The 20,541-nt window shown below is 41.7% G+C and carries 18 protein-coding genes; 9 read left to right on the top strand and 9 right to left on the bottom strand.

What is annotated here, in order from left to right; all coding sequences use genetic code 11:
- Positions 1 to 108 precede the first annotated feature (108 nt).
- From ACTXGF_RS16295 to ACTXGF_RS16285, 3 genes are all read left to right on the top strand, one after another.
- Positions 109 to 1,290, top strand: a complete 1,182-nt coding sequence (locus ACTXGF_RS16295) for a cation diffusion facilitator family transporter (protein WP_443534580.1) — start codon at positions 109 to 111, stop codon at positions 1,288 to 1,290.
- Positions 1,291 to 1,597: 307 nt separating this feature from the next.
- The gene (locus ACTXGF_RS16290; protein ID WP_201579206.1) at positions 1,598 to 2,302 is read left to right on the top strand and encodes a hypothetical protein; all 705 of its coding nucleotides are present in this window, start codon (positions 1,598 to 1,600) and stop codon (positions 2,300 to 2,302) included.
- A gap of 90 nt (positions 2,303 to 2,392) precedes the next feature.
- Positions 2,393 to 4,279 carry a monovalent cation:proton antiporter-2 (CPA2) family protein gene (locus tag ACTXGF_RS16285; RefSeq protein WP_114700593.1) on the top strand — a complete coding sequence of 629 codons (1,887 nt, stop codon included), beginning with the start codon at positions 2,393 to 2,395 and terminating at the stop codon, positions 4,277 to 4,279.
- Between the two features lie 58 nt (positions 4,280 to 4,337).
- Here the strand turns inward: ACTXGF_RS16285 and ACTXGF_RS16280 are convergent, their stop codons facing one another.
- Positions 4,338 to 5,267 (bottom strand): DUF2628 domain-containing protein, encoded by a 930-nt coding sequence (locus ACTXGF_RS16280; protein WP_102091892.1) that lies wholly within the window; start codon positions 5,265 to 5,267, stop codon positions 4,338 to 4,340.
- Between the two features lie 201 nt (positions 5,268 to 5,468).
- On the opposite strand from ACTXGF_RS16280, the gene trmB reads away from it, so the two are divergent.
- The 3 genes from trmB to ACTXGF_RS16265 all read left to right on the top strand — a co-directional run bounded on the left by trmB (position 5,469) and on the right by ACTXGF_RS16265 (position 9,551).
- The gene (trmB, locus tag ACTXGF_RS16275) at positions 5,469 to 6,308 is read left to right on the top strand and encodes a tRNA (guanosine(46)-N7)-methyltransferase TrmB (protein WP_443534583.1); all 840 of its coding nucleotides are present in this window, start codon (positions 5,469 to 5,471) and stop codon (positions 6,306 to 6,308) included.
- 1,058 nt (positions 6,309 to 7,366) lie between these two features.
- Complete coding sequence (gene recA, locus ACTXGF_RS16270; RefSeq protein ID WP_443534585.1) at positions 7,367 to 8,419, top strand: recombinase RecA; 1,053 nt, start codon at positions 7,367 to 7,369, stop codon at positions 8,417 to 8,419.
- Between the two features lie 40 nt (positions 8,420 to 8,459).
- Positions 8,460 to 9,551 carry a regulatory protein RecX gene (locus ACTXGF_RS16265; RefSeq protein WP_443534587.1) on the top strand — a complete coding sequence of 364 codons (1,092 nt, stop codon included), beginning with the start codon at positions 8,460 to 8,462 and terminating at the stop codon, positions 9,549 to 9,551.
- Between the two features lie 192 nt (positions 9,552 to 9,743).
- Here the strand turns inward: ACTXGF_RS16265 and ACTXGF_RS16260 are convergent, their stop codons facing one another.
- From ACTXGF_RS16260 to ACTXGF_RS16235, 6 genes are all read right to left on the bottom strand, one after another.
- Complete coding sequence (locus ACTXGF_RS16260; RefSeq protein WP_443534589.1) at positions 9,744 to 10,457, bottom strand: YidB family protein; 714 nt, start codon at positions 10,455 to 10,457, stop codon at positions 9,744 to 9,746.
- A 241-nt stretch (positions 10,458 to 10,698) separates the two neighbouring features.
- A complete protein-coding gene (locus ACTXGF_RS16255) occupies positions 10,699 to 11,157 on the bottom strand; it encodes a hypothetical protein (RefSeq protein WP_443534591.1) in 459 nt (152 codons plus the stop codon).
- A 52-nt stretch (positions 11,158 to 11,209) separates the two neighbouring features.
- On the bottom strand, positions 11,210 to 11,491 hold the full coding sequence (locus ACTXGF_RS16250) for an FAD assembly factor SdhE (protein ID WP_443534593.1): 282 nt from the start codon (positions 11,489 to 11,491) through the stop codon (positions 11,210 to 11,212).
- Between the two features lie 128 nt (positions 11,492 to 11,619).
- Positions 11,620 to 12,513, bottom strand: coding sequence for a dihydropteroate synthase (gene folP, locus ACTXGF_RS16245; protein WP_443534594.1), 894 nt, complete (start codon positions 12,511 to 12,513; stop codon positions 11,620 to 11,622).
- 457 nt (positions 12,514 to 12,970) lie between these two features.
- Positions 12,971 to 14,866: an ATP-dependent zinc metalloprotease FtsH gene (gene ftsH, locus ACTXGF_RS16240; RefSeq protein ID WP_443534596.1), complete on the bottom strand. Its 1,896-nt coding sequence runs from the start codon at positions 14,864 to 14,866 to the stop codon at positions 12,971 to 12,973.
- A gap of 401 nt (positions 14,867 to 15,267) precedes the next feature.
- Entirely contained in the window at positions 15,268 to 15,900 is a 633-nt protein-coding gene (locus ACTXGF_RS16235; protein WP_057761424.1) for an RlmE family RNA methyltransferase, read from the bottom strand.
- Between the two features lie 334 nt (positions 15,901 to 16,234).
- Between ACTXGF_RS16235 and ACTXGF_RS16230 the strand changes: the two genes are divergently transcribed.
- Together ACTXGF_RS16230 and ACTXGF_RS16225 are read left to right on the top strand one after the other, a co-directional pair.
- A complete protein-coding gene (locus ACTXGF_RS16230) occupies positions 16,235 to 16,546 on the top strand; it encodes a YhbY family RNA-binding protein (RefSeq protein WP_057761426.1) in 312 nt (103 codons plus the stop codon).
- A gap of 219 nt (positions 16,547 to 16,765) precedes the next feature.
- Positions 16,766 to 17,539 carry a DOMON domain-containing protein gene (locus tag ACTXGF_RS16225; protein WP_443534599.1) on the top strand — a complete coding sequence of 258 codons (774 nt, stop codon included), beginning with the start codon at positions 16,766 to 16,768 and terminating at the stop codon, positions 17,537 to 17,539.
- 155 nt (positions 17,540 to 17,694) lie between these two features.
- On the opposite strand, the gene ACTXGF_RS16220 is transcribed toward ACTXGF_RS16225, so the two are convergent.
- On the bottom strand, positions 17,695 to 18,423 hold the full coding sequence (locus tag ACTXGF_RS16220; RefSeq protein WP_160022325.1) for a CHAP domain-containing protein: 729 nt from the start codon (positions 18,421 to 18,423) through the stop codon (positions 17,695 to 17,697).
- Between the two features lie 249 nt (positions 18,424 to 18,672).
- Between ACTXGF_RS16220 and ACTXGF_RS16215 the strand changes: the two genes are divergently transcribed.
- A complete protein-coding gene (locus ACTXGF_RS16215) occupies positions 18,673 to 19,188 on the top strand; it encodes a hypothetical protein (protein ID WP_102091884.1) in 516 nt (171 codons plus the stop codon).
- A gap of 288 nt (positions 19,189 to 19,476) precedes the next feature.
- Here the strand turns inward: ACTXGF_RS16215 and lpxC are convergent, their stop codons facing one another.
- Positions 19,477 to 20,394: a UDP-3-O-acyl-N-acetylglucosamine deacetylase gene (gene lpxC / locus ACTXGF_RS16210; RefSeq protein ID WP_201605716.1), complete on the bottom strand. Its 918-nt coding sequence runs from the start codon at positions 20,392 to 20,394 to the stop codon at positions 19,477 to 19,479.
- Positions 20,395 to 20,541: the final 147 nt, after the last annotated feature.

The following is a 20,541-nucleotide window of genomic DNA, read 5'->3' as shown; positions in this document are numbered from 1 at the left end:
GCCTACTCTCTCTGTCCATAGTCATAGCAAGCATCACTTATTAGTAAACGTCACTTATCAGTCAGCATTATCTATCGAACGCAACTATCAGCGAATTTGAGTATTATTATGAATCCAAATAATCCAAACTCTGCCGAGCACAATCATAGCCAACAGCATGATAATAAGGATGTGCCTAAGTACGTTCGCGAAGATGAAGAAAATAACTACACTCAGGGAAATCAAGGCCGTCACGATCATGATGAGCATTTAGAACAAACAACCATAGCACGAGATACCAAGGGCTATCAGCGCACCTTGCTGTTCAGCTTTATTATCATTACTGGTTATATGTTTATCGAAGCCATTGGTGGCTGGCTTACCGGTAGTTTAGCCTTGCTGTCCGATGCAGGGCATATGTTAAGCGATGCGATAGCGCTTGGCGCCACTTTGGTCGCATTTAAAATCGGCGAAAAAGCAGCCACTCACCAGAAAACCTTCGGTTACAAGCGTTTCGAGATATTAGTCGCTACGGTAAATGGCGCGACACTTGTCATAATCGCTTTGATGATTTTTTATGAAGCGATTAAACGCTTTAACTCACCGCCAGAGATTGCGACCCAAGGTATGCTTATCGTGGCCACTATCGGTATGCTGATCAATATTTTGGTCGCTTGGCTAATGCACCGAGGTAGTCAAGGTGGCGAGTCACACGGTCATAATCATGGTACATATGATAACAAGGTCACAGAGCAGAAACCTAATAGTGCAGAACCCGTTAACCTTAATATGCAAAGTGCTTATTTGCACGTATTGAGCGATTTATTAGGGTCAGTGGCTGCGATTATCGCTGCGCTACTGATGATGGGATTTGGTTGGGTATGGGCAGACGCAGTAGCATCAGTAATCGTTGCCGTACTTATTTTAATCAGTGGCTACCGCGTTGTACGTGATTCTGTGCATATATTGATGGAAGGAACGCCTGCCAATATATCGCTCGTCGATGTGGAACAAAAATTACTCGAAGACTCTCAAGTACAAAAAGTACATGATCTACATGTTTGGAGTATTACTAGCGGTCTCAATGCACTCTCTTGTCACGTGGTGGTCGATGGTGAGATGAGTATCCATGAGTCAAATATTCTGATTGTCAGTCTCGAGCAAAGACTGCTAGAGCTTGGTATTCACCATGCTACTATTCAGGTCGAAAGCTCTTCTCATCCGCAGAATATCGCACATAGCGATGCATTGATCTGTGATATTTCGGGACAGCCACCTGATGGTAATAGTCATATTGGTCATAATCATTAATGATACATTTTCAGCTCAATGATTGAATAAAGAAGTCAGTAACTTGAAACACGACCTAGAAAATACAAGTATAGGCATCTGATACTGGCTCATACTAAAAGTTACGTAGAATTAGAACTAGAATCCAGATCACATTAAAGCAGTCATGATTTGCGACAATCTTTTACTTTATTCAACTTAAAAAAATTAAGTCCGAATCGGCTTATGTGGTTATAATAACTATTATAAAGTTTTGTTTAGCACCCCAGTTAATTTTTATAATCATACTTTTTGGTATTTTCACTCTATCTATTGATGATACAACACTATGTCTAGACGCTCAGCACCCTTTGTCGCCCCAGACTATATCGATGATCCTGCATCAAAAGATGGCAAAAAACACGCCAAAGTTTTGTTATCAACGCTGCAAGAAGACATTGCAAACTTTCGTAATGAACAGTTTCCACCTGATATTTTGCGCCAAATTCGTGATATGCCTATTTATGAAGGCAACTTAGCCGAAGTCCAAACCTATCAACAACGTTGGCAAAATCTGCTTGAGCGTGCCAAGGATTTTTATCCAGCGGCCAATATGCCACCTGATTACTTGCCACTTCCTGCCAGCCTTGAAATACCACAATTCATCTATCATGTTCAGCGTCTACACTTGACTAAGACGCGCGCTAAAGAATCTAAAAGCTTTGGATCAGTAGGCGCCCTGACTGATAAATGTGGTCAATATACGGATGATGAAATTGAGCGCATGACAGCGGTGCTAGATAACGACGAGGAAGCGCGACTGGTAGCGCATCGTGAATTTATCGATCTGCGTGCTTATGTTTTTTGTCGTGATAGTAAGGGCGAGATGCTAGAGCCTGAGCGGGTACGCTTTTATCGTACTGGTCTTATTGTACATGCTCTGCCTGACTTTAAGATTGTCGATAGCAGGCAAACACCGCGCAAACGCCGTAACGATGCTTATAATAATCCGCTCGCAGACAATGGGGTGTGGAAAATTTATCGCAAAAAATAATAGATACTAGCGCGATATCGTTTTAGCCATACTGATTTTAGTCACGTTCATTTCATATTGTATATTTTATTCAAATTTTAAGGAGCCCAGATGTTTGCTGCCGCCGCAGGCTCACCAAATCTCATGTTGCAAGCCACTATTTTTTTGGGAGCAGCATTGCTCTTTGTCCCTCTCGGTAAACGCTTCGGCATTGCAACGGTTTTAGGCTACCTCATCACTGGACTCATATTGGGCCCCAGTGGGTTGGATGTGGCAGGCGACGCTGAAAGTTTATTGCACTTTTCAGAGTTTGGCGTGGTCATGCTGCTGTTCATTATCGGGCTCGAGCTCCAGCCTTCGCGGCTCTGGGCATTGCGCCGCTCTATATTCGTATTGGGCGGTTTGCAGGTCGGTTTGACTGGTACGCTACTGATGTGGCTCCTACACCAGTTTTTCTCCTTGCAACTAGATACTGCCTTTATCGTTGGTTTTGGTTTAGCCCTGTCTTCTACTGCGTTTGTACTACAGATACTGACTGAAAAACAGCAGCTTTCGAGCACACATGGTCGAGAAGCTTTTACTATCTTGTTATTCCAAGATATTGCGGTCATTCCATTGTTAGCAGTCATTCCCTTTTTATCAGGAGTGCGTGAACAAAGCTACGATTTGATTTATTTTGGTAAAGTGTTTGCTGTCTTTGCCGGTCTGATTTTTGCCAGCCGTTATGTGGTTCGACCCTTCTTTAAATTTGTGGCTTCAAGTGGTGCATCAGAACTACTGACAGCGGTCGCGCTATTTATTGTGATGGGCGTGTCTATTTTGATGGGTCAAATCGGTCTATCAATGGCGTTAGGTGCATTTTTGACAGGTGTGTTGTTAGCAGATTCTGAGTATCGTCACGAATTAGAAGCCAGTATCGAACCTTTTAAAGGGTTGCTATTAGGTCTGTTCTTTATGTCGGTCGGTATGCTTACCGACGTCAAACTCATTTTGGCAGAGCCCATCTTTATTATTGGCTGCGCGCTTGCATTGATGTTTATCAAGTTTGCAGTGATTGCAGGGATTGCCAAAGTATCGGGCAATCGGTGGCCGACCAGTATTAGATTAGGCGTGACCTTAGCCCAAGGTGGTGAGTTTGCCTTTGTCCTATTCAGTGTTGCCACTGCCCAAAATGTCTTACGCCCTGAGCTTGCCAATACTCTTAACCTTGTCGTCACTATTTCAATGGCACTGACACCTTTGGCATTCTTATTGTTAGAGAAAGTGGGCGAACCGTTATTTGCCAAGAGTAAACCAAGTCGCGAATACGATACCATTCCTGATCATGAGCATCAGGTCATTATTGCAGGCTTCGGCCGTGTCGGTCAGATTATTGGCCGTGTACTGCGCATGCATAATATCGAATTTACCGCCATCGAACGCTCTGCAAACCGAGTAGATTTCGTAAGAAAATTCGGTAACCAAGTCTATTATGGCGATCCGAAAAACCCCGAGATTTTACGAGCTGCGGGCATTCAGAAAGCGCGAGTGTTTATTCTTGCTATCGATGACTTAGAACGCTCCATCACGACCGCTCAATACTTACGTAAAAATTATCCTGAACTGATTGTATTGGCAAGAGCACGCGACCGTCAGCACTATTATCGATTGCGTGAAGTTGGGGTACGTCATATTTGGCGTGAGACTTATTTGTCGTCTTTGGACATGTCACGCGAATCACTACAGTTATTAGGTATCTCACCAGAAAAAGCGCGAGAAACAGTAAAAACATTCCGTGACTATGATGATGACTTGATCGAACGCCAACAAGCTATCTACGATGATGAAGCCAGCATGATTGAATCCGCACAATCAGCAATGGCTGAGCTTGAAAGCTTGTTTGATGAAGATATTGGTAAAGCACGTAAAATGGATTTGACCGATTTTTATGAGGCGTTAAAGAGCCAAGCAACACCAGTTGAGGAAAAGGATGATACTGCAACGGACTCTAAGCATTAGCTCTAAGAATCAGCTCTCAGCACTAGCAGCATCTACAAGTACTCGTGAAATACAGCCCCTAATCAGCTATGCAGTTTTTAGGGGCTTGTTTTTTATTCAGTGAGCTGGTGCAATCCCAATTATCACTGTCTGGTATATGATAAAAGACCAGCGTCTGCTCGTTTAAATAGCGTATTGGAAACGTCACGTTCTGAATCGTTGCCACTACCGCACAGTCAGTTTCTGTCACGCCAGCAGCCTGAGTATCGACATGCATGCGTATTTGCTGCTGCTCGGTACTCAGGGGCAGATTTACTGGGCACTGCCCTGTCTGTTGATAAATCAACGCCACTCGATTTTGGGCATTCTTTGCAATATCATAAGCGTCAAACAACACTTCGTTTGCTTTTGGCTTGGCAATAATCGGTAAGAACTGCACCTTAATCACCAATAGCGAAAATGCAAAAAAACCAAACCCTAATGCCAGCCCAAATAAGCTAACACCACCTTCTCTTTGCAGATGTGCCTTCTGTGCTGCCTCATCTCGCGGATGGTCATTTATCGCATCAGCGATCTCACGCCTTGCCATGCGGTAGTAATACGCATCTGTCCAGCGTGCCACCATAAACGACCAAAATAGCCAAATAACAGCGGCAATACTGATACGTGTTGCCATCTGATAAGCATCTGGTACATAGGACATCGCTATAAATTCAAAGGCGACTAGCACTAATGCCACATTAAGCTGGATAAAAGACCACCCTGCGACACTATAAACAATCGCATCCATATAGCGCTTGCGATATAGCAGCCAAGGAAAAGTGATAAAAAACGCAGCCCAATGCCATTTTGGTGACAGATAACCTTGCTGATCAAACTGCTCAAAACGTTTGAGATAATAACGCTGGGTACGATTACCGATGAACCACTTGTCTAACTGCTTACGTTTAGTAGGTGTTAACGACTCTTGATAAAACGGTGGCGGTGAATCTGTCTCAATAAATAACATGGCAACACGCTCTACTTACTGACTCTTAGGAAAAGCACTTGAAAGATACCATTATATGATAACGCTAAAACCCATGTGTAACATAGAGAAACCACAGCACCGATCAGCCAATACGCGAAAATAGGATTGTCCGTTCACAGTTGTATGGATTTAACTTATAATAAGCAAACATCACCCACCTAATTAAGCCTTACGAATCCTATGAGTCAACATTCTGATATCAATGACAACGTCAATAGTACCGATACTACTGATGAGCAAACCCTTAATAGCACAAGCGAGTCTATCGATATCGATAACAGCACTAGCCAAGAGATAGAACCGACCTCTGACAAGCATATCCGCATCGTCAATACGTTTATGAAGCGCCGTACGCACATGAACAAAAACGCCGAGCTTGCACTAACTGCTCCAGAATTTTCTGAGTATTTGGTCAATAACAGTTTTGGTGATGGCGATCTTACCGGTATTGACAACCTACGTACGTTATTCGCCGATAGCCCTAACGGCCCAGATGCGCCGCTTACGGTAGAGATTGGTTTTGGCTTGGGCGATTCGTTTATTGAAATGGCGGCCGCTGACCCTACTCGTAATTTTGTCGGTGTAGAAGTGCATGAGCCTGGTATTGGTAAATGTGCGTATATGGCTGGCACCCAAGATTTGAGCAACGTAAAAATCATCAATGGTGATGCCATTCAATTGCTCAAGCAGCTACCAGAAAACCATATCGACCGTATTCAGCTATACTTCCCTGACCCATGGCAAAAGAAGCGTCACTATAAGCGTCGTTTTGTCAGTCCTGAACGTATGACCATCGTTACGCGCAGCTTAAAACAAGGCGGCTGGTTCCATACAGCAACTGACTGGGAGCATTATGCATTTTGGATGGTTGAAGTATTGGATGGTTTCGCTGGATTGACCAACAAAGCAGGTACAGGTAATTTCACTGAGCGTCCTGACTTTCGTCCAATGACTAAGTTCGAGCGTCGTGGCCTCGATCGTGGGCATGGCGTCTGGGATTTGATCTATATCAAAGACTGATCAATACAGCTCTACTTTTAAGTGTTTTGACAAAGCGGCTATCTGATGTAGCCGCTTTTTTTTGGCCTTCTATAGGCTGTAGAAAATATCTCTAAAAATACTAGACATCCTATGCATAACTATGTCTACTGACATCTTAGATATATATCTCGAGTCATACTCCTGACTTTTAATGCCTATAGTATGATTATGCATAAAAAAAGATAAATTTATAATTTGTGAAACATAGCGCTCATAGCGTTGTTTGTAGACAAAACTGCTTCTCTAAAGTGATTGAAAACGAAATATAAAATCCGTTCCTCATACTAATAATCTACGTAAACTTATGTATTATAAGGCTTTACAGAGTTCTCCCCATAAGCTGTGGATAACCCTGTGCATAAGTCGCTACTTGACAACTTTATAGCTAAGCAACTTAAAGGATAAGGTAAAATCGTTCATTTTTTGTACAATTTATAAAACCTTTATAATCAATAACTTATATTAAATTCACACACATAAAAAATTATTTTAAATAATTTCTAAAATAATTTAATTCTTCATAATGTTTCACAATTAGCGAAAATAAGCCTTTTATTTGTTGTGGACAACTCCTAAATCTATTGACAAGCACAGTCATTATCAGGTTCAAAACAAGAGCGACCTATCGCATCATTTCTATAAGTTTTCAGCCTCATACCATACGACAGATAGTGTCGTTTAGCCTCCCTCAACGCTCATTATCGTGCTTTGCTTTTGTTATAATTACCTTATCAAATCAACAGTGTTAAGAAGTTGAGTCGAGTAATTAGCACGCCAAGTCTGACTTAAAAACAACGATAACGACAATATAGTACGGACTTATTTTTACTTCTCTCGCTATTTAATTTTACTGTATAGTAGAACGATACCTTCGATACTACTACCTATACCAGTCAGGTGACAACCTATTTTTCGATAAAACAGCCAAACAATAATTGCCGACTTCATAACAGTCAGTATGCGTTTGCCAAAGGTTTTAACCGTACCAATATTTTATTTATAGCATCAACTTAACTACCGAAAACAAGGAATCCAATATGGACGACAATAAAGCCAAAGCCCTCAAAGCGGCATTAGGTCAAATCGAAAAGCAATTTGGTAAAAATACCATCATGCATCTAGGCGATGACTCAGCCATCCTTGACGCCGATGTGGTTTCTACAGGCTCTCTAGGATTAGACATCGCGCTTGGCATTGGTGGTCTACCAAAAGGCCGTATCGTTGAAATTTACGGCCCAGAAAGCTCAGGTAAGACGACGATGACTCTGCAAGCTATTGCAGAATGTCAAAAGCAAGGCGGCACTTGTGCCTTTATCGATGCTGAGCATGCGCTTGACCCTGTTTATGCGCGCAAGCTTGGGGTAAACACTGATGACTTATTGCTCTCGCAGCCTGATAATGGTGAGCAAGCTCTTGAAATTACCGATATGTTGGTACGCTCAGGCGCAATCGACATGATCGTGATTGACTCAGTAGCTGCGTTGACACCACGTGCTGAAATTGAAGGCGAAATGGGCGACTCACACATGGGTCTGCAAGCGCGTCTGATGAGCCAAGCCCTACGTAAAATCACTGGTAACGCCAAACGCTCTAACTGTATGGTAGTGTTTATTAACCAGATTCGTATGAAAATCGGTGTTATGTTCGGTAGCCCTGAGACTACGACTGGTGGTAACGCGCTGAAATTCTATGCCTCTGTACGTATGGATATCCGCCGTATTGGTGCGGTCAAAAATGGTGATGAAATCATCGGTAACCAAACCCGTGTCAAAGTCATTAAAAATAAAATGGCACCACCTTTCCGCCAAGCTGAGTTCGAAATTACTTACGGTGAAGGTACGAACCACTTAGCCGAAGTTATTGACTTAGGTGTAGAGATTGGAGCGGTTGGTAAAGCAGGATCTTGGTATAGCTATGGCGACGAAAAAATTGGCCAAGGTAAAGCCAACTCTGTGCTTTTCTTAAAAGAGAACCCTGCCATTGCTCAAGAAATCGAAGATAAGATTCGTGACGAAAAGCTTGGTACAAAGAAAAATAGCAAAGCCGACGAAACTAAAGAAGCAGAACAGGCTTCTGAACCTGTACAATAATGGTTTAATGATTAACCGTTGTCAGTCACTATGATTCATTATGAAAATTAAAACCTTAGCTGAAATTCTAGCTGAGTCGGGTGCCGACTCAGCTAGTTCTGTTGATAATAAACCAAAAAAACCGTTCAAGAACTCTCATACGAAAGAGTCTAAAAAACCAGAGAAATCCAGTAAACGGACTACCCGTTCAAATAAAGATGATTCAGTCAAGAATGACGCTACTATTGATACAGCGTTTTTTGAAGACTCCTCTCCTAAGTCAAAGAAAACTTCTAAATCTAAAAAACGTAAAAAGCGTTTCCACCCAGCGGCCAATTTTACCGCTGAGCCTAGTGACACCCCTATATATCAACCCCCTGAAGCGCAAACCATCAAAGAGATGCTAGCAGAAGTCAAACTCGACATTTATAATGACGAAATTGACAACAGCTTAGCAACAGGTAATGGTCGTAGCACTGAGCCGCTATCCAGAAACTCAGAACATGAAGCTGAGCTTTTTTCTATCAATGATAGTGAAACAGACAGCCAAAACGATAATATACCAGCCGCGCTCAAAGCCTACTTACGAACCCCTGAACAAAAACAAGCAGAAATCGATGCGATTAAAGCAGAAAGTCGATTGCGTTGGCTTGCATTTTATTATTTATCACGCCGTGAATACGGTAAGGCTGAGCTAAAGCAAAAGCTGATCGACAAAGAACAAGACCCAGAGAAAATTGATGCCCTGCTCGATGAGTTTGAAGAAAAAGGTTATCAGAGTGATTACCGCACTACTCTGATGCTGATACGTGAAAATATTCGCAAAGGTCGCGGACGTGGTCGGATCAAACAAGAATTCTATCGTAAGAAGATTGCTATGCCAGGTAACATCGATGAGCTAATCGATATGGCAAACACTGAGTCTGATGAATTTAGTGAGTTTGTAGATGATGATGCAGACAACTTAGTCGATGGTGTAGATTGGCTAAAACTGGCGGTGATAGCTCGTACCAAAAAATACGGTAATGAGATACCAGTTGAACAAAAGGAAAAAGCCAAGCAGCTACGTTTTTTACAGTATAGAGGGTTTAATACCGATATCTGCTTTGCAGCACTTAACCATACAACAGAGACGCTAGACGAGCGATTTTAAGGGCTTACTATCGCTATCACTGTCCCTGCCGAACGGTATTTACCGACAGTCATGCTCTTGTGATAGACATAAAAAAGAGCATGTTATATAACGTGCTCTTTAATCAATACTGCCAGTTATTTTAATCGAGGCGGCTTTAAAGTATACAATCAGAAGTCTTCGAATTTTAAGCTATCAAACTACTTGAACAAACTATTTAAAATTACCAAGACGACTAGATAGCTGGCTAATGATTTGATCTATCTCTTCATTGGCTTCAGACTCATTATCCAGATTGCCATTAGGCGTTAGCTGATTCATTACCTCAGGCAACAGCTCAGCAAGTCCCTGTCTTACCTCAGTTTCATTAGCACCAGTATGAGCGGCTACTTGCTGAATTTCGTTTTCATCAAACAAACGATTAATTTCGTTTGGATCTAAATTATCATTTGCTTCGTTATTACTCATCCAAGAGCGTGCTTGACCTTCATAGCCCATACCAGTGATTTTCGACAATGCCCCACTCAAACCACCATTACGTTTGATCCAGCTAAGTACCATAGGCATCAATGCAGCGACGAGCATACCTTTACCACCAAACCCACTATTAGTTCGCTGACCACCTAATACACTACCTAAAATATCACCTAGTCCGCCAGCACCTGAGCTCATACCGCCGCGCTGACTGCCGCCCGTGAGTCCACCAATGATGTCGTCTAAGCCAAAACCATTATCTGCTTGACGACTATTTTGTTGAGGGCTATAACCACCTGCCTGACTGCCACCGCCCAGTACACTACCTAAGATATCACCTAGTCCACCAGTCTGCCGTGTTTCAGTACGTTGGTTAACTGCATTGCGCTGAGCGTCGTCTGGATTCATTGCACTACGTGCCACTTGGCTCACTAAATTCCCTAATAAGCTCATTATCTATTCCTCTTTTTATCGTATTGTTTACTACAAAAATACTGCTAAAAATTGCAAAACGTCATACCTGCCTACGTGTTATTTAATAAAAGGACAGCAGACTTACGAGTTTTATTTTCTATTTTTAATATAACCGATTTTAATATAACAGACCTCTTTGTCCTTTGAGATAGCTATTTTGTTATGATGTGTAGGGATTTCTCATCGTAAAAGGAAAAACCTAAGCTCCATAAATACTCAATTATCTAGCATTACCCTTACTGGTATTGGCTAAAATATTTAATTGTCGCCATTGCTCGTGATTTACTTGATCGCGGAATATAGTGGTTGAAAACGTTCTTTGATAAGGCTCAACAATGTTGAACTCGACACTCATCGCCCATTGATAGCGATTTATATCAACTAACTCTGCTTGCCATAACTCATCACCGCGACCCGTTCGTATCAGTAATTGCCATTCTTTATCGACACGCTGACTGAGCGATGGCTGACTAATATGTAATAGGATCGGTCTCGATATAATCAGATAACTTGCAACCGCTGCCGAGACTATTAAGATCAGTAGATACTGCCACAAAGTCAAAGATGCAAACCATGCCAATATCATCATAACGCCAGTCAAGCCTACATATAGCAGCGCGCGTAAATAACTGGCAGGCTTGATAGCTGTATCAATACGTAGCGAGGTTACTGGCGTCATATAAGCGTACCATGGAAAACATTAGATATTGTGCCGACCCATTCTTTAAGACCTAAACCAAGTCTTTGGTATGGCGCCATGTTTTTATCTTATTAACCAATGCCCAGATGTCATCCTCTTCTGGACGATTTTGATTGGTAAAGTAATCAAGCAAGTCTGGGTCTTCATGAGTCAGCATTTCTGCAAATGCTGCTTGTTCAGTAGCATCTGCTGTCAGATATAGCTCTTTAACATAAGGATCAATATAAAAATCCAATTCTTTTAATCCGCGGCGAGCTTGATAGATAATACGGCGTTGCTCATTGGTTGGTTCTGGCTGAGTTGTACTTGTCATAGATTTACTCTTATTAATTGAGACAGTTTTATTGGTTTAGATAGTTTAAAAATAGACGTTAAGCATAGCGTATAGAATATTTATAAGCCTAAGAATATTTATTGCGCATTTGCGTTTATAAAGTGATATTAACAACGATATTCTGACAGTTGACTCCATAAGGCCACTGCTTGCTGCATCATTGCCACATTATGCGTACGAATGATACTTGCGCCTTGCTGTAAGGCAAATAGTCCAGCAGCGGTTCCTGCCGGATCACGCTCTATCGCTTGCGTCGTATTTACTGCTGGAACATCGCTTCTGGTCAATACTTCTGCTAAAAAACGCTTGCGAGAAATGCCAAACATCATTGGCAGCCCTAATGTCTGCAAGCTGCTCAGCTGACTTAATAATGCGCAGTGATGCTCATAGTTCTTAGCAAAACCAAAACCTGGGTCGATAATGATATTACTTTGTTTGACGCCGATGCTGACTACTTCGTTAATACGGTCAATCAGCTCCGTACGCACCTCATCAATCACATCATCATACTGTGCCAGATTATTCATTGTCGTTGGCTCACCGCGCATATGCATTAGCATCACAGGTATATTAAGCTTAGCCGCCAGCTCTGCCGCACCAGTACGTTTCAATGCTCGTACATCGTTCCAAATGTCAGCACCTTCATTAAACGCTGCCTGCATGACTTCAGGGCTGCTAGTATCAATCGATAACCAAATAGCATCACCACAATGCTGACGAATGGCTCTAACCACTGGTACAACTCGTTGTATCTCATCATCAGTCGCCACAGTTTGCGCATTTGGACGAGTAGATTCACCACCGATATCAATAATAGTGGCACCTTCCTTTATCATCTGCTGACAGTGCGCAACGGCTTTATCTATTGCGTTAAATTGCCCGCCGTCCGAAAATGAATCTGGCGTTACGTTCAGGATACCCATGATATGCGGCTGCGACAAATCTAAGGTTTTATCACGGCTAGACACTTGATAGTTGGGCAAAGGTTGAAATAATGACATGAATAATCCATCACAAGTAAAATTTATAATGCAGCTTTAGGGCGTATTGAACATTCGACCATGGCACTGACAGAGACTATTTTTTTAGACAGTTCGACGTTAAAAATAGTAAGTTTAGTCATTCTAAGTATGTATTTTTAACAATGAAATGGCAAAAAAGAGTCCTGTCTTCTTCTGTTAATATTAGAGCTGAGCCTAAAATTGCCCCCAGATCCATACAAGCAGTACGTTGCAAACCTAGTTAAGGCTGGAGCATTACCGTCACTTTATGCCTTGTCTGGAACAGTTTTAGCGATTAGCAGTGCCTATTTGTGAATGTTCAACACGCCCTATTTATTATTATCTATGCTTATAATACCAGTAAATCTTATGGGGTTCTAAACCCTTCATAAAATGATGACAATAAAAAAGCCCTCTATCATAAAGGGCTTTTTATAAAACATGAATACGCTAGCACTTACATCGCTGGTAATGGTGGCGGTGTGGCACCAGTTGTTTTCACATCATTTTTCGACAAGTTTACTTCGTTATGCTGGTAGATTCTTGGTGGACGCGGTGCTTCACCCGCTAAGATATCTTGCAGTTGGTCACGATCGATGGTTTCCCAATTCATGAGAGCCTCAACCATCGCATGCATTTTGTCTTGATTGGCTTCAATCAATTCACGAGCGATATCGTACTGCTCTTCTAGCATACGACGCACTTCTTCATCGACCTTCTGCTGCGTGGCTTCAGAGATAGTACGACCACCACCACCGAAATATCCTTGCGAGTTGTCGTCATCTTCGTACACCATGATACCGAGTGCATCAGACATACCGTACTTTGTGACCATTGCACGTGCCATTTTGGTAGCACGTTCAAAGTCGTTCGAAGCACCCGTTGACATCTGATTGATAAACACTTCTTCAGCGATACGACCACCGAACAAAATAGCAATATCGCTCAGCATTTTCGACTTATACATACTGGTCTGATCATGCTCAGGCAACTGCCAAGTGACACCAAGGGCAAAGCCACGCGGCATAATAGTAACCTTATGCACCGGATCTGTACCTGGTAATAGCTCAGCTACTAACGCATGACCCGCTTCGTGATATGCAGTTGCACGGCGTTCTTCTTCGCGTATGACCATGGATTTGCGTTCAGGACCCATATATAGCTTGTCTTTTGCATCTTCAAAGTCATTCATATCGACGCTGGTCTTGTTGCGACGCGCGGCAAATAATGCAGCTTCGTTTACAAGGTTAGCAAGCTGTGCACCACTAAATCCAGGCGTACCACGAGCAAGAGAACTGGCATCTACACTAATTGTGTTCGGCAATTTCTTCAAATGGACTTTTAGGATTTGTTCACGGCCTTTGATATCCGGCAAGCCTACTTGTACCTGACGGTCAAAACGACCTGGACGCAGTAATGCTTTATCGAGCACGTCAGCACGGTTGGTTGCGGCAATAACGATAACGCCTTCATTGCCTTCAAAACCATCCATCTCAACCAATAGTTGGTTCAATGTCTGCTCACGCTCATCATTACCGCCGCCCATACCGGAACCACGATGACGACCGACTGCATCAATCTCATCAATAAAGATGATACAAGGAGCGCTTTTCTTTGCCTGTTCGAACATATCGCGTACGCGTGATGCACCAACACCGACAAACATTTCAACAAAATCAGAACCTGAAATTGAGAAGAACGGCACTTTAGCTTCACCAGCAATGGCTCTCGCTAGCAACGTTTTACCCGTACCTGGAGGACCTACCATCAAGATACCACGAGGAATCGTTGCACCCAGTTTGGTAAATTTATCTGGATCACGTAAGAACTCAACCACTTCAACGACTTCTTCTTTGGCTTCTTCACAACCAGCCACATCTTCGAAGTTAACGTTGATTTGATCTTCGGTCAGCATCTTCGCTTTTGACTTACCAAAGCTCATTGGGCCGCCGCCTTTACCGCCAGCGCCGCCCTGCATGTTACGCATAAAGAATAAGAACAGACCAATAATCAATAAAATTGGGAAGCTGGCTATCAGTAGTTGCATTAGTACGCTTTGACGCTTTGGTGCAGTTCCTTGAACTTCGACTTGGTTCTCACGTAGCATTGGCATGAGCTGGTCATCTGACACAGCTGGTCTAATGGTCTCAAAAGATGAGCCATTTTTCTTTTCGCCGGTGATCTGTTCGCCGTCGATCTCGACACTGGCTACTTGGTTTTCTGACACTGCGGTCACAAACTCAGAGTAGTTAAGGTTATCCGGCTCAGAAGATTGATCAAAGCCGCTAAACACCAGCACCAAAACGCCGATTACCACCAGCCACAATAAGGTATTTTTTACCATGTCGCTCACTAGTTATTCCCATCCCTTACTTATTGGTGTGTTTATTAAACACGTGACGTCTATAAACGTATTGCTCATTTTTAACGAATATCCCGATAATAAAAAACTGCTAAATTAAACTTATATGATTTATAGGTAACCTAAAAATTGTTTTTATAAATAATCAGTATGAGATAAACATAGATATACGATCATTGAGCTTGTAAAACGCTTATTATCAGACGACTTTGCCTAAAACGTATGCTAAAAACAAAGGTAATATACCATGATATGTGGTGCTAACCCGCATAATTCAAGCAGGTTTCACGATTATTCATTTAACAATTGACGCAGCTTTTATATCGCGATAATAACACTTTATGGTGTTTTACCCTCACGCTTACAAGAGCAGCAACCTATTGATGTTAAAACTATTTAATCGCTATCCAAAACATCTCTTTTGAGCGTGGTCGTGACGCACCTGGCTTTATACTACGAATCTTACTAAAATCCTGCTGCATCTGCTTGCGTAATTCTTGTGTACCCTCGCCTTGAAACACTTTCATAATAAGTGCGCCACCTTCTGGTAAGGTTGCAAGCGCGAAGTCTACTGCTAACTCACATAAGTACATCATACGTGGCTGATCGATAGCACTGTTTCCAGCGGTATTGGGTGCCATGTCAGACAATACGACATCGACTTGCCTATCACCTACTTCTGCCATAATGGCATCAAACACTTCAGCTTCACGAAAATCACCCTGAATAAAGGTCACATCAGGCAAGGTATCCATCGCCAAAATATCAGAGGCAATCAAGATACCATCATCACCTACCAATCGACCAGCGACTTGTGACCAACTACCAGGCGCACTGCCCAAATCTACGACCGTCATGCCTTTTTTGATCAGGTTGGTTTTTTCATTAATCTCTAATAATTTATAAGCGGCACGGGCACGGTAGCCATCTTTTTGAGCTTTCTGTACATAATGATCGTCAATATGCTCTTTCATCCAAGCACTGCTGCTCTTTGATAGTTTTTTGTTTTCGATACGCGTGGCCAAAATACCTGCTCCTATTGCTTTACTAAATCTAGCTGCTTTAATTGTTCTATCACTTACAAACTGATATTAATCCGTTGCGGATTATTCTAAATACAGTGTTAATCAAATTTTTTATTCATGGTTGGTTGCAAACTGACCAAATTCTATTGGTTAAATAACTGTTTTATAAGGCAGTAGCGTTTATAATGTACCAAACATTCAGTTTAACATTTTCGTCACGTAAAATCGTGCAAAATCCTGCTGATCTCATGCAAGATGGTCACAGATTATCTATAATGATCAATAACTGTTTTTGACAGTACCATTTTTATTTTTACCAACACCTAGGAATTCTATGCAACTCGATAACGCTACCATCAAACGTCTAAAAGGCATCGGTCACGAGCTAAAGCCTATCGTTATGATCGGCAACAAAGGTATCACCCCAACCATTACTGAAGAAATTGATCGCGCGCTAACAGATCATGAGCTTATCAAAGTGAAACTGCCTGCTGGCACGAAAGAAGAGCGTGACATCGTTGGCGCTGAACTTGCTAAAGCGGCTAATGCATCTTTGGTTCACTCTATTGGTCGTATGGCATTATTACTACGCAAAAACCCAAATGCCAACCCAAAACTGTCTAACCTAGCACGTCACGCACAGTAATATGTCATGACCGACTAGACTTAAGTGACTGGGTTTTATGTTCACTTATATCATAGCCAAACGATAATGAAATACAAAGGCCGCGACGCATCTTGCTCGCGGCTTTTATGTTTTCCGATAGTCTCGGTTATACTTACCATATAGTATTAGTGCCCTGAATTAGTATGATTTCTCTTGTCACTATCACCTCTTTATTATTACCGTCGAGATGTACTTATAATGAACCAATCTTTTAACCTCTGTATAGCCACCGAGACGATAGCGAAAGACGCTCAGCAATTAGGTGTATCTATAGAAGCGCTTGAGAATATATCTATCAAAGTAAGTGCAGAAATCATCCAGCAACCAGCTTTGCAACTAATGCTGACCTATCAAGTGACTCTGCCTAGCCAAATTCTATCCAATCAACTCAATTGGCCGATATGGCAACAAACTCAAGTAAATTTCACTGATTATCTATGGGAAGAAACCTGCCTTGAATGTTTTATTGCTGGCAGCAAGATTGTGCGCTGTAAGACTGATGGTGAAGATGTCGTAGCATCTGACCAGACCGAACCTCACAAGATACCACTTCAGCAAGCAACCGCTTATATAGAGATCAATACTAGCCCTGACGGCCGCTATGCACTCTATCAATTTGAGAACTATCGTAACCCTGTGACACTACCGCCAGTACCGTTGTACGAGACCGACGGAACCACACGCGTATCTATTAATTGGCGTAACTGTAAAGAGCTAGCAGATAGATCAGGGCAGAACGCGTTATCTAGCACTCCAACGGTAGTACAGACACCTGCTCATTATAAGCGTAGCTTTAGCCTGCCTATAACTCAACTACCGAATCAACAATACGCTATTGCAAACATGAGGATCGAACAAATACATCCTTGTGTCATCTTATGGTTTGGCAAAACTGACTTATACTTTGCCTCGGGTCATGCCTCTCCGCCTGATTTTCACAATCGTGACTATTGGCCAAATTTTGAGCTTTGATTTGGTTATATGAGCTGAACTCATTTAAATACAGCTATTCTTAGATATAATTATTTAAAGCACAAAAAAAACCCAGTAATGTCATAAAGAGCATTACTGAGTTTGGAGAAAACTTTAGTCTTACTTAACTGACGCTTATTTCATTTAACCGATCTTTATTTGTCAGCCATCGCAAGGTAGATACCACGATCTGATGCATCATCAACATACTGCGAATCACGCCATGTCGTATAGCTGTATGTACCGCTATACGGGCTGATGCTGTTTTGACGGAAATCAGATACCCAGTCATTGCCATCAAAAATCTGAATATGACCATGTGGACGGCTTGACGTGCGGTTATAGACAACGACATCACCAACTTGTGGTGCCATGTCGTTACTGATCTTGGTAAAGCCAGCTTGGGCTAGCGTGCCACGAGAGGCGTACTGATAGGCCGAAGGGTTAGGTGTAAATTCGTAACCTGCTGATTGTAACGCTTTACGCACATAGCGAGCACAGTAGCCAGAGCTTCTAGATAGAGCGACGCGAGAGGCATTTGCTGCTGCAATAGCAGGAGCAGAGTTGCGGTCAGGTACGCGGCTTGCTTGCTGCTGACGCTGCTCGTAAGATAAACGACTGGTCAGTGAAGCGAGCTGATACTCTTTTTGCTTAGCATGAGCGCTTAGGTTGTCAATTGCTTGACTGATCTCATCGTTGCTATATACATGTGCACCACTGTTAGTGCTATAGATATTGCGACTAGAACCATAGTTCGCAGAAGTAGAAATATTTGTGATGGTATGACTCAAGGTATTATTTGGTTGAAAGGTTGTCTCGGCAGCACCACTCGTCTGTGCGATACCCATTCCCAATACTGACAAAATTAATAAAGCTTGTTTCATAAATTTACTACCTATTGTTAATACAAGTCTGCTCGTCATCCGTAACGAAGCATCAATTAATTTAGAGGATATAATCATCAAATAGACGTGATAAAATCCCTATTACAACGGTTCATTCTTTTCAAATAGTGACTAGTGCCAGTAGTACTTCCCACCTAGTCAACTATCTTATAAGCCATCTGCTATATATTGCTTTTAGCATGTCTATTATGAGTATCGAGTTTGTCACCTATTAGATGAGTACTTACGATGTCAAAAAAACAGCCTAATCGGCTTGCCCAGCTTATAGATCATCAAGCATTTGCTGGTAGCGCGCTACCTCAAACACTTGCTAACAACATGCGACTATATATAGAAGCAACCAACGAGATAAAAGAACTATTGGTAGACTGTCTACCTGAAGAAATACTCAATACCTGTTGGGTTGTAGGCTTAACACCTGAGCAGTTGATATTAAGTGTTAGCTCAATGACAGCAGCAAATCATATTCGCTATTTACATAGCTCGTATTTGCAAATACTAACAGAGCAGTCAATTACATTTAAACAACTCAAGCAAATCCGTGTCGTTGTGGCTAAAAGCTCTGCCGATAATTATTCATCTAAACAATCGTCAACATCATCACTGCATTTGCCAAATTCTCGTAAAGCCAATGAAAATCAGGCGCTTAGCCAGAACACAAAACGGACTATATCACAGGCCGCAGAGCATGTCACCACTGATGAAAATCTCAAAAAAGCCCTTTTGCGTTTGATTAATCATTAAAAATACTGACCGTTAAATGTAAAGTTATGTAAATAAGAGCAGGTGATGGCATTGATAAAGATGGATTTTTGTAATGTATCAGATAAAAAAAATCCTTCGTTAGTTACATCCAGATTATGGATATAGCTAACGAAGGATTTAAAAACCATCTACAGCTTTTGTATTATGTGCCTTAACGGAAAATTCATATATTCATATAGACAATATATTCAAAATAAAGCATATTATATAAATGTAATTATGAGCCGTCTATGTAATATTGCGTAAATGTTTCGATATTTCCTGTATTCATCCTTCAATAACCAAATCGTTAAGTGGTAAATACTCGATAGGACAGGTTACATTGTCATCAAAAGTTACAATTTCAAAGTTATCTTCGTCAGACAGTATTTCACGTACTAATAGATTATTTAGAGCATGACCAGACTTATAGGCATTGAAACGACCTAAAATCGGGTAGCCAATCAGATGCAAATCTCCCAAAGCATCTAAAATTTTATGACGGACAAACTCATCGTTAAAACGTAAGCCTTCTGCATTAAGTATGTTGGCATCATCGATAACGATGGCGTTTTCCATACTGCCACCTAATGCTAGATTATTTTGACGTAGTGCTTCTATATCACGTAAAAATCCAAAAGTACGCGCAGTGCTTAATTGTTCGATGAAGTTCTGTGTAGAGAACTGCAACTGTGCATGCTGAAAGTTCTTATCAAATGCAGGATGATCAAAATCAATTTCGAAATTTAATTCATACCCTTCATAAGGACGTAGCTCTGCCCATTTATCTTCTAGCTTTACTCGTACTGGACGTATAATTTTAATAAATTTCTTGGCCGCTTCTTGCTCACAAAATCCTGCATCTAGTAAGAGCGCAACAAAAGGCGCAGCGCTACCATCCATAATTGGTATCTCTGAAGCAGAAACACGAATCAACAGGTTGTCTACTCCTAGACCAGCGATGGCACTAAGCAGATGCTCAACCGTGCCCACTCGCGTACCCCCAAACACTAAGTTCGATGACATCATCGTGTCTTGTACTAAAAAAGCACTCGCTGGAATTGGTTGACTACCTTCTATATCAGAGCGCTCGAAAACAATACCAGTGTCAATCGGCTGTGGATGAAACTCCAAGTCAACAGGCTGACCACTATGTAGACCAGTACCCGTAACGGCTATTGCTGTTTTTATGGTTCTTTGGTTCATGGTTGTCTTCTCACATATTTTGTTACAATTGACATAGTGTACCATTACCGACCCCTTATTCGCTATATATAAAAAGCGCTAATTTTCTTATCTCCTTGATTGATAACACTTATCGTCAATATTCTATTGCTGATTTTTACTTTATAT

The sequence above is a fragment of the Psychrobacter sp. 1Y6 genome (assembly GCF_052258385.2).
In the GTDB taxonomy this organism is placed as follows: Bacteria; Pseudomonadota; Gammaproteobacteria; order Pseudomonadales; family Moraxellaceae; genus Psychrobacter.
The sequence above is the reverse complement of the archived record's forward strand: the minus strand, read 5'-3'. Positions and strand labels throughout refer to the sequence as shown.

Excerpts from the sequence above, each read along its gene's own strand:
- ACTXGF_RS16255 (WP_443534591.1), bottom strand. The coding sequence starts at position 11,157 with ATGACGCCAGTAACCTCGCTACGTATTGATACAGCTATCAAGCCTGCC.
- ACTXGF_RS16265 (WP_443534587.1), top strand. The coding sequence starts at position 8,460 with ATGAAAATTAAAACCTTAGCTGAAATTCTAGCTGAGTCGGGTGCCGAC.
- folP (WP_443534594.1), bottom strand. The coding sequence starts at position 12,513 with ATGTCATTATTTCAACCTTTGCCCAACTATCAAGTGTCTAGCCGTGAT.
- ACTXGF_RS16260 (WP_443534589.1), bottom strand. The coding sequence starts at position 10,457 with ATGAGCTTATTAGGGAATTTAGTGAGCCAAGTGGCACGTAGTGCAATG.
- ACTXGF_RS16250 (WP_443534593.1), bottom strand. The coding sequence starts at position 11,491 with ATGACAAGTACAACTCAGCCAGAACCAACCAATGAGCAACGCCGTATT.
- ACTXGF_RS16280 (WP_102091892.1), bottom strand. The coding sequence starts at position 5,267 with ATGTTATTTATTGAGACAGATTCACCGCCACCGTTTTATCAAGAGTCG.
- lpxC (WP_201605716.1), bottom strand. The coding sequence starts at position 20,394 with ATGAACCAAAGAACCATAAAAACAGCAATAGCCGTTACGGGTACTGGT.
- recA (WP_443534585.1), top strand. The coding sequence starts at position 7,367 with ATGGACGACAATAAAGCCAAAGCCCTCAAAGCGGCATTAGGTCAAATC.
- ACTXGF_RS16220 (WP_160022325.1), bottom strand. The coding sequence starts at position 18,423 with ATGAAACAAGCTTTATTAATTTTGTCAGTATTGGGAATGGGTATCGCA.
- trmB (WP_443534583.1), top strand. The coding sequence starts at position 5,469 with ATGAGTCAACATTCTGATATCAATGACAACGTCAATAGTACCGATACT.
- ACTXGF_RS16225 (WP_443534599.1), top strand. The coding sequence starts at position 16,766 with ATGAACCAATCTTTTAACCTCTGTATAGCCACCGAGACGATAGCGAAA.
- ACTXGF_RS16215 (WP_102091884.1), top strand. The coding sequence starts at position 18,673 with ATGTCAAAAAAACAGCCTAATCGGCTTGCCCAGCTTATAGATCATCAA.
- ACTXGF_RS16295 (WP_443534580.1), top strand. The coding sequence starts at position 109 with ATGAATCCAAATAATCCAAACTCTGCCGAGCACAATCATAGCCAACAG.
- ACTXGF_RS16230 (WP_057761426.1), top strand. The coding sequence starts at position 16,235 with ATGCAACTCGATAACGCTACCATCAAACGTCTAAAAGGCATCGGTCAC.
- ACTXGF_RS16285 (WP_114700593.1), top strand. The coding sequence starts at position 2,393 with ATGTTTGCTGCCGCCGCAGGCTCACCAAATCTCATGTTGCAAGCCACT.
- ACTXGF_RS16290 (WP_201579206.1), top strand. The coding sequence starts at position 1,598 with ATGTCTAGACGCTCAGCACCCTTTGTCGCCCCAGACTATATCGATGAT.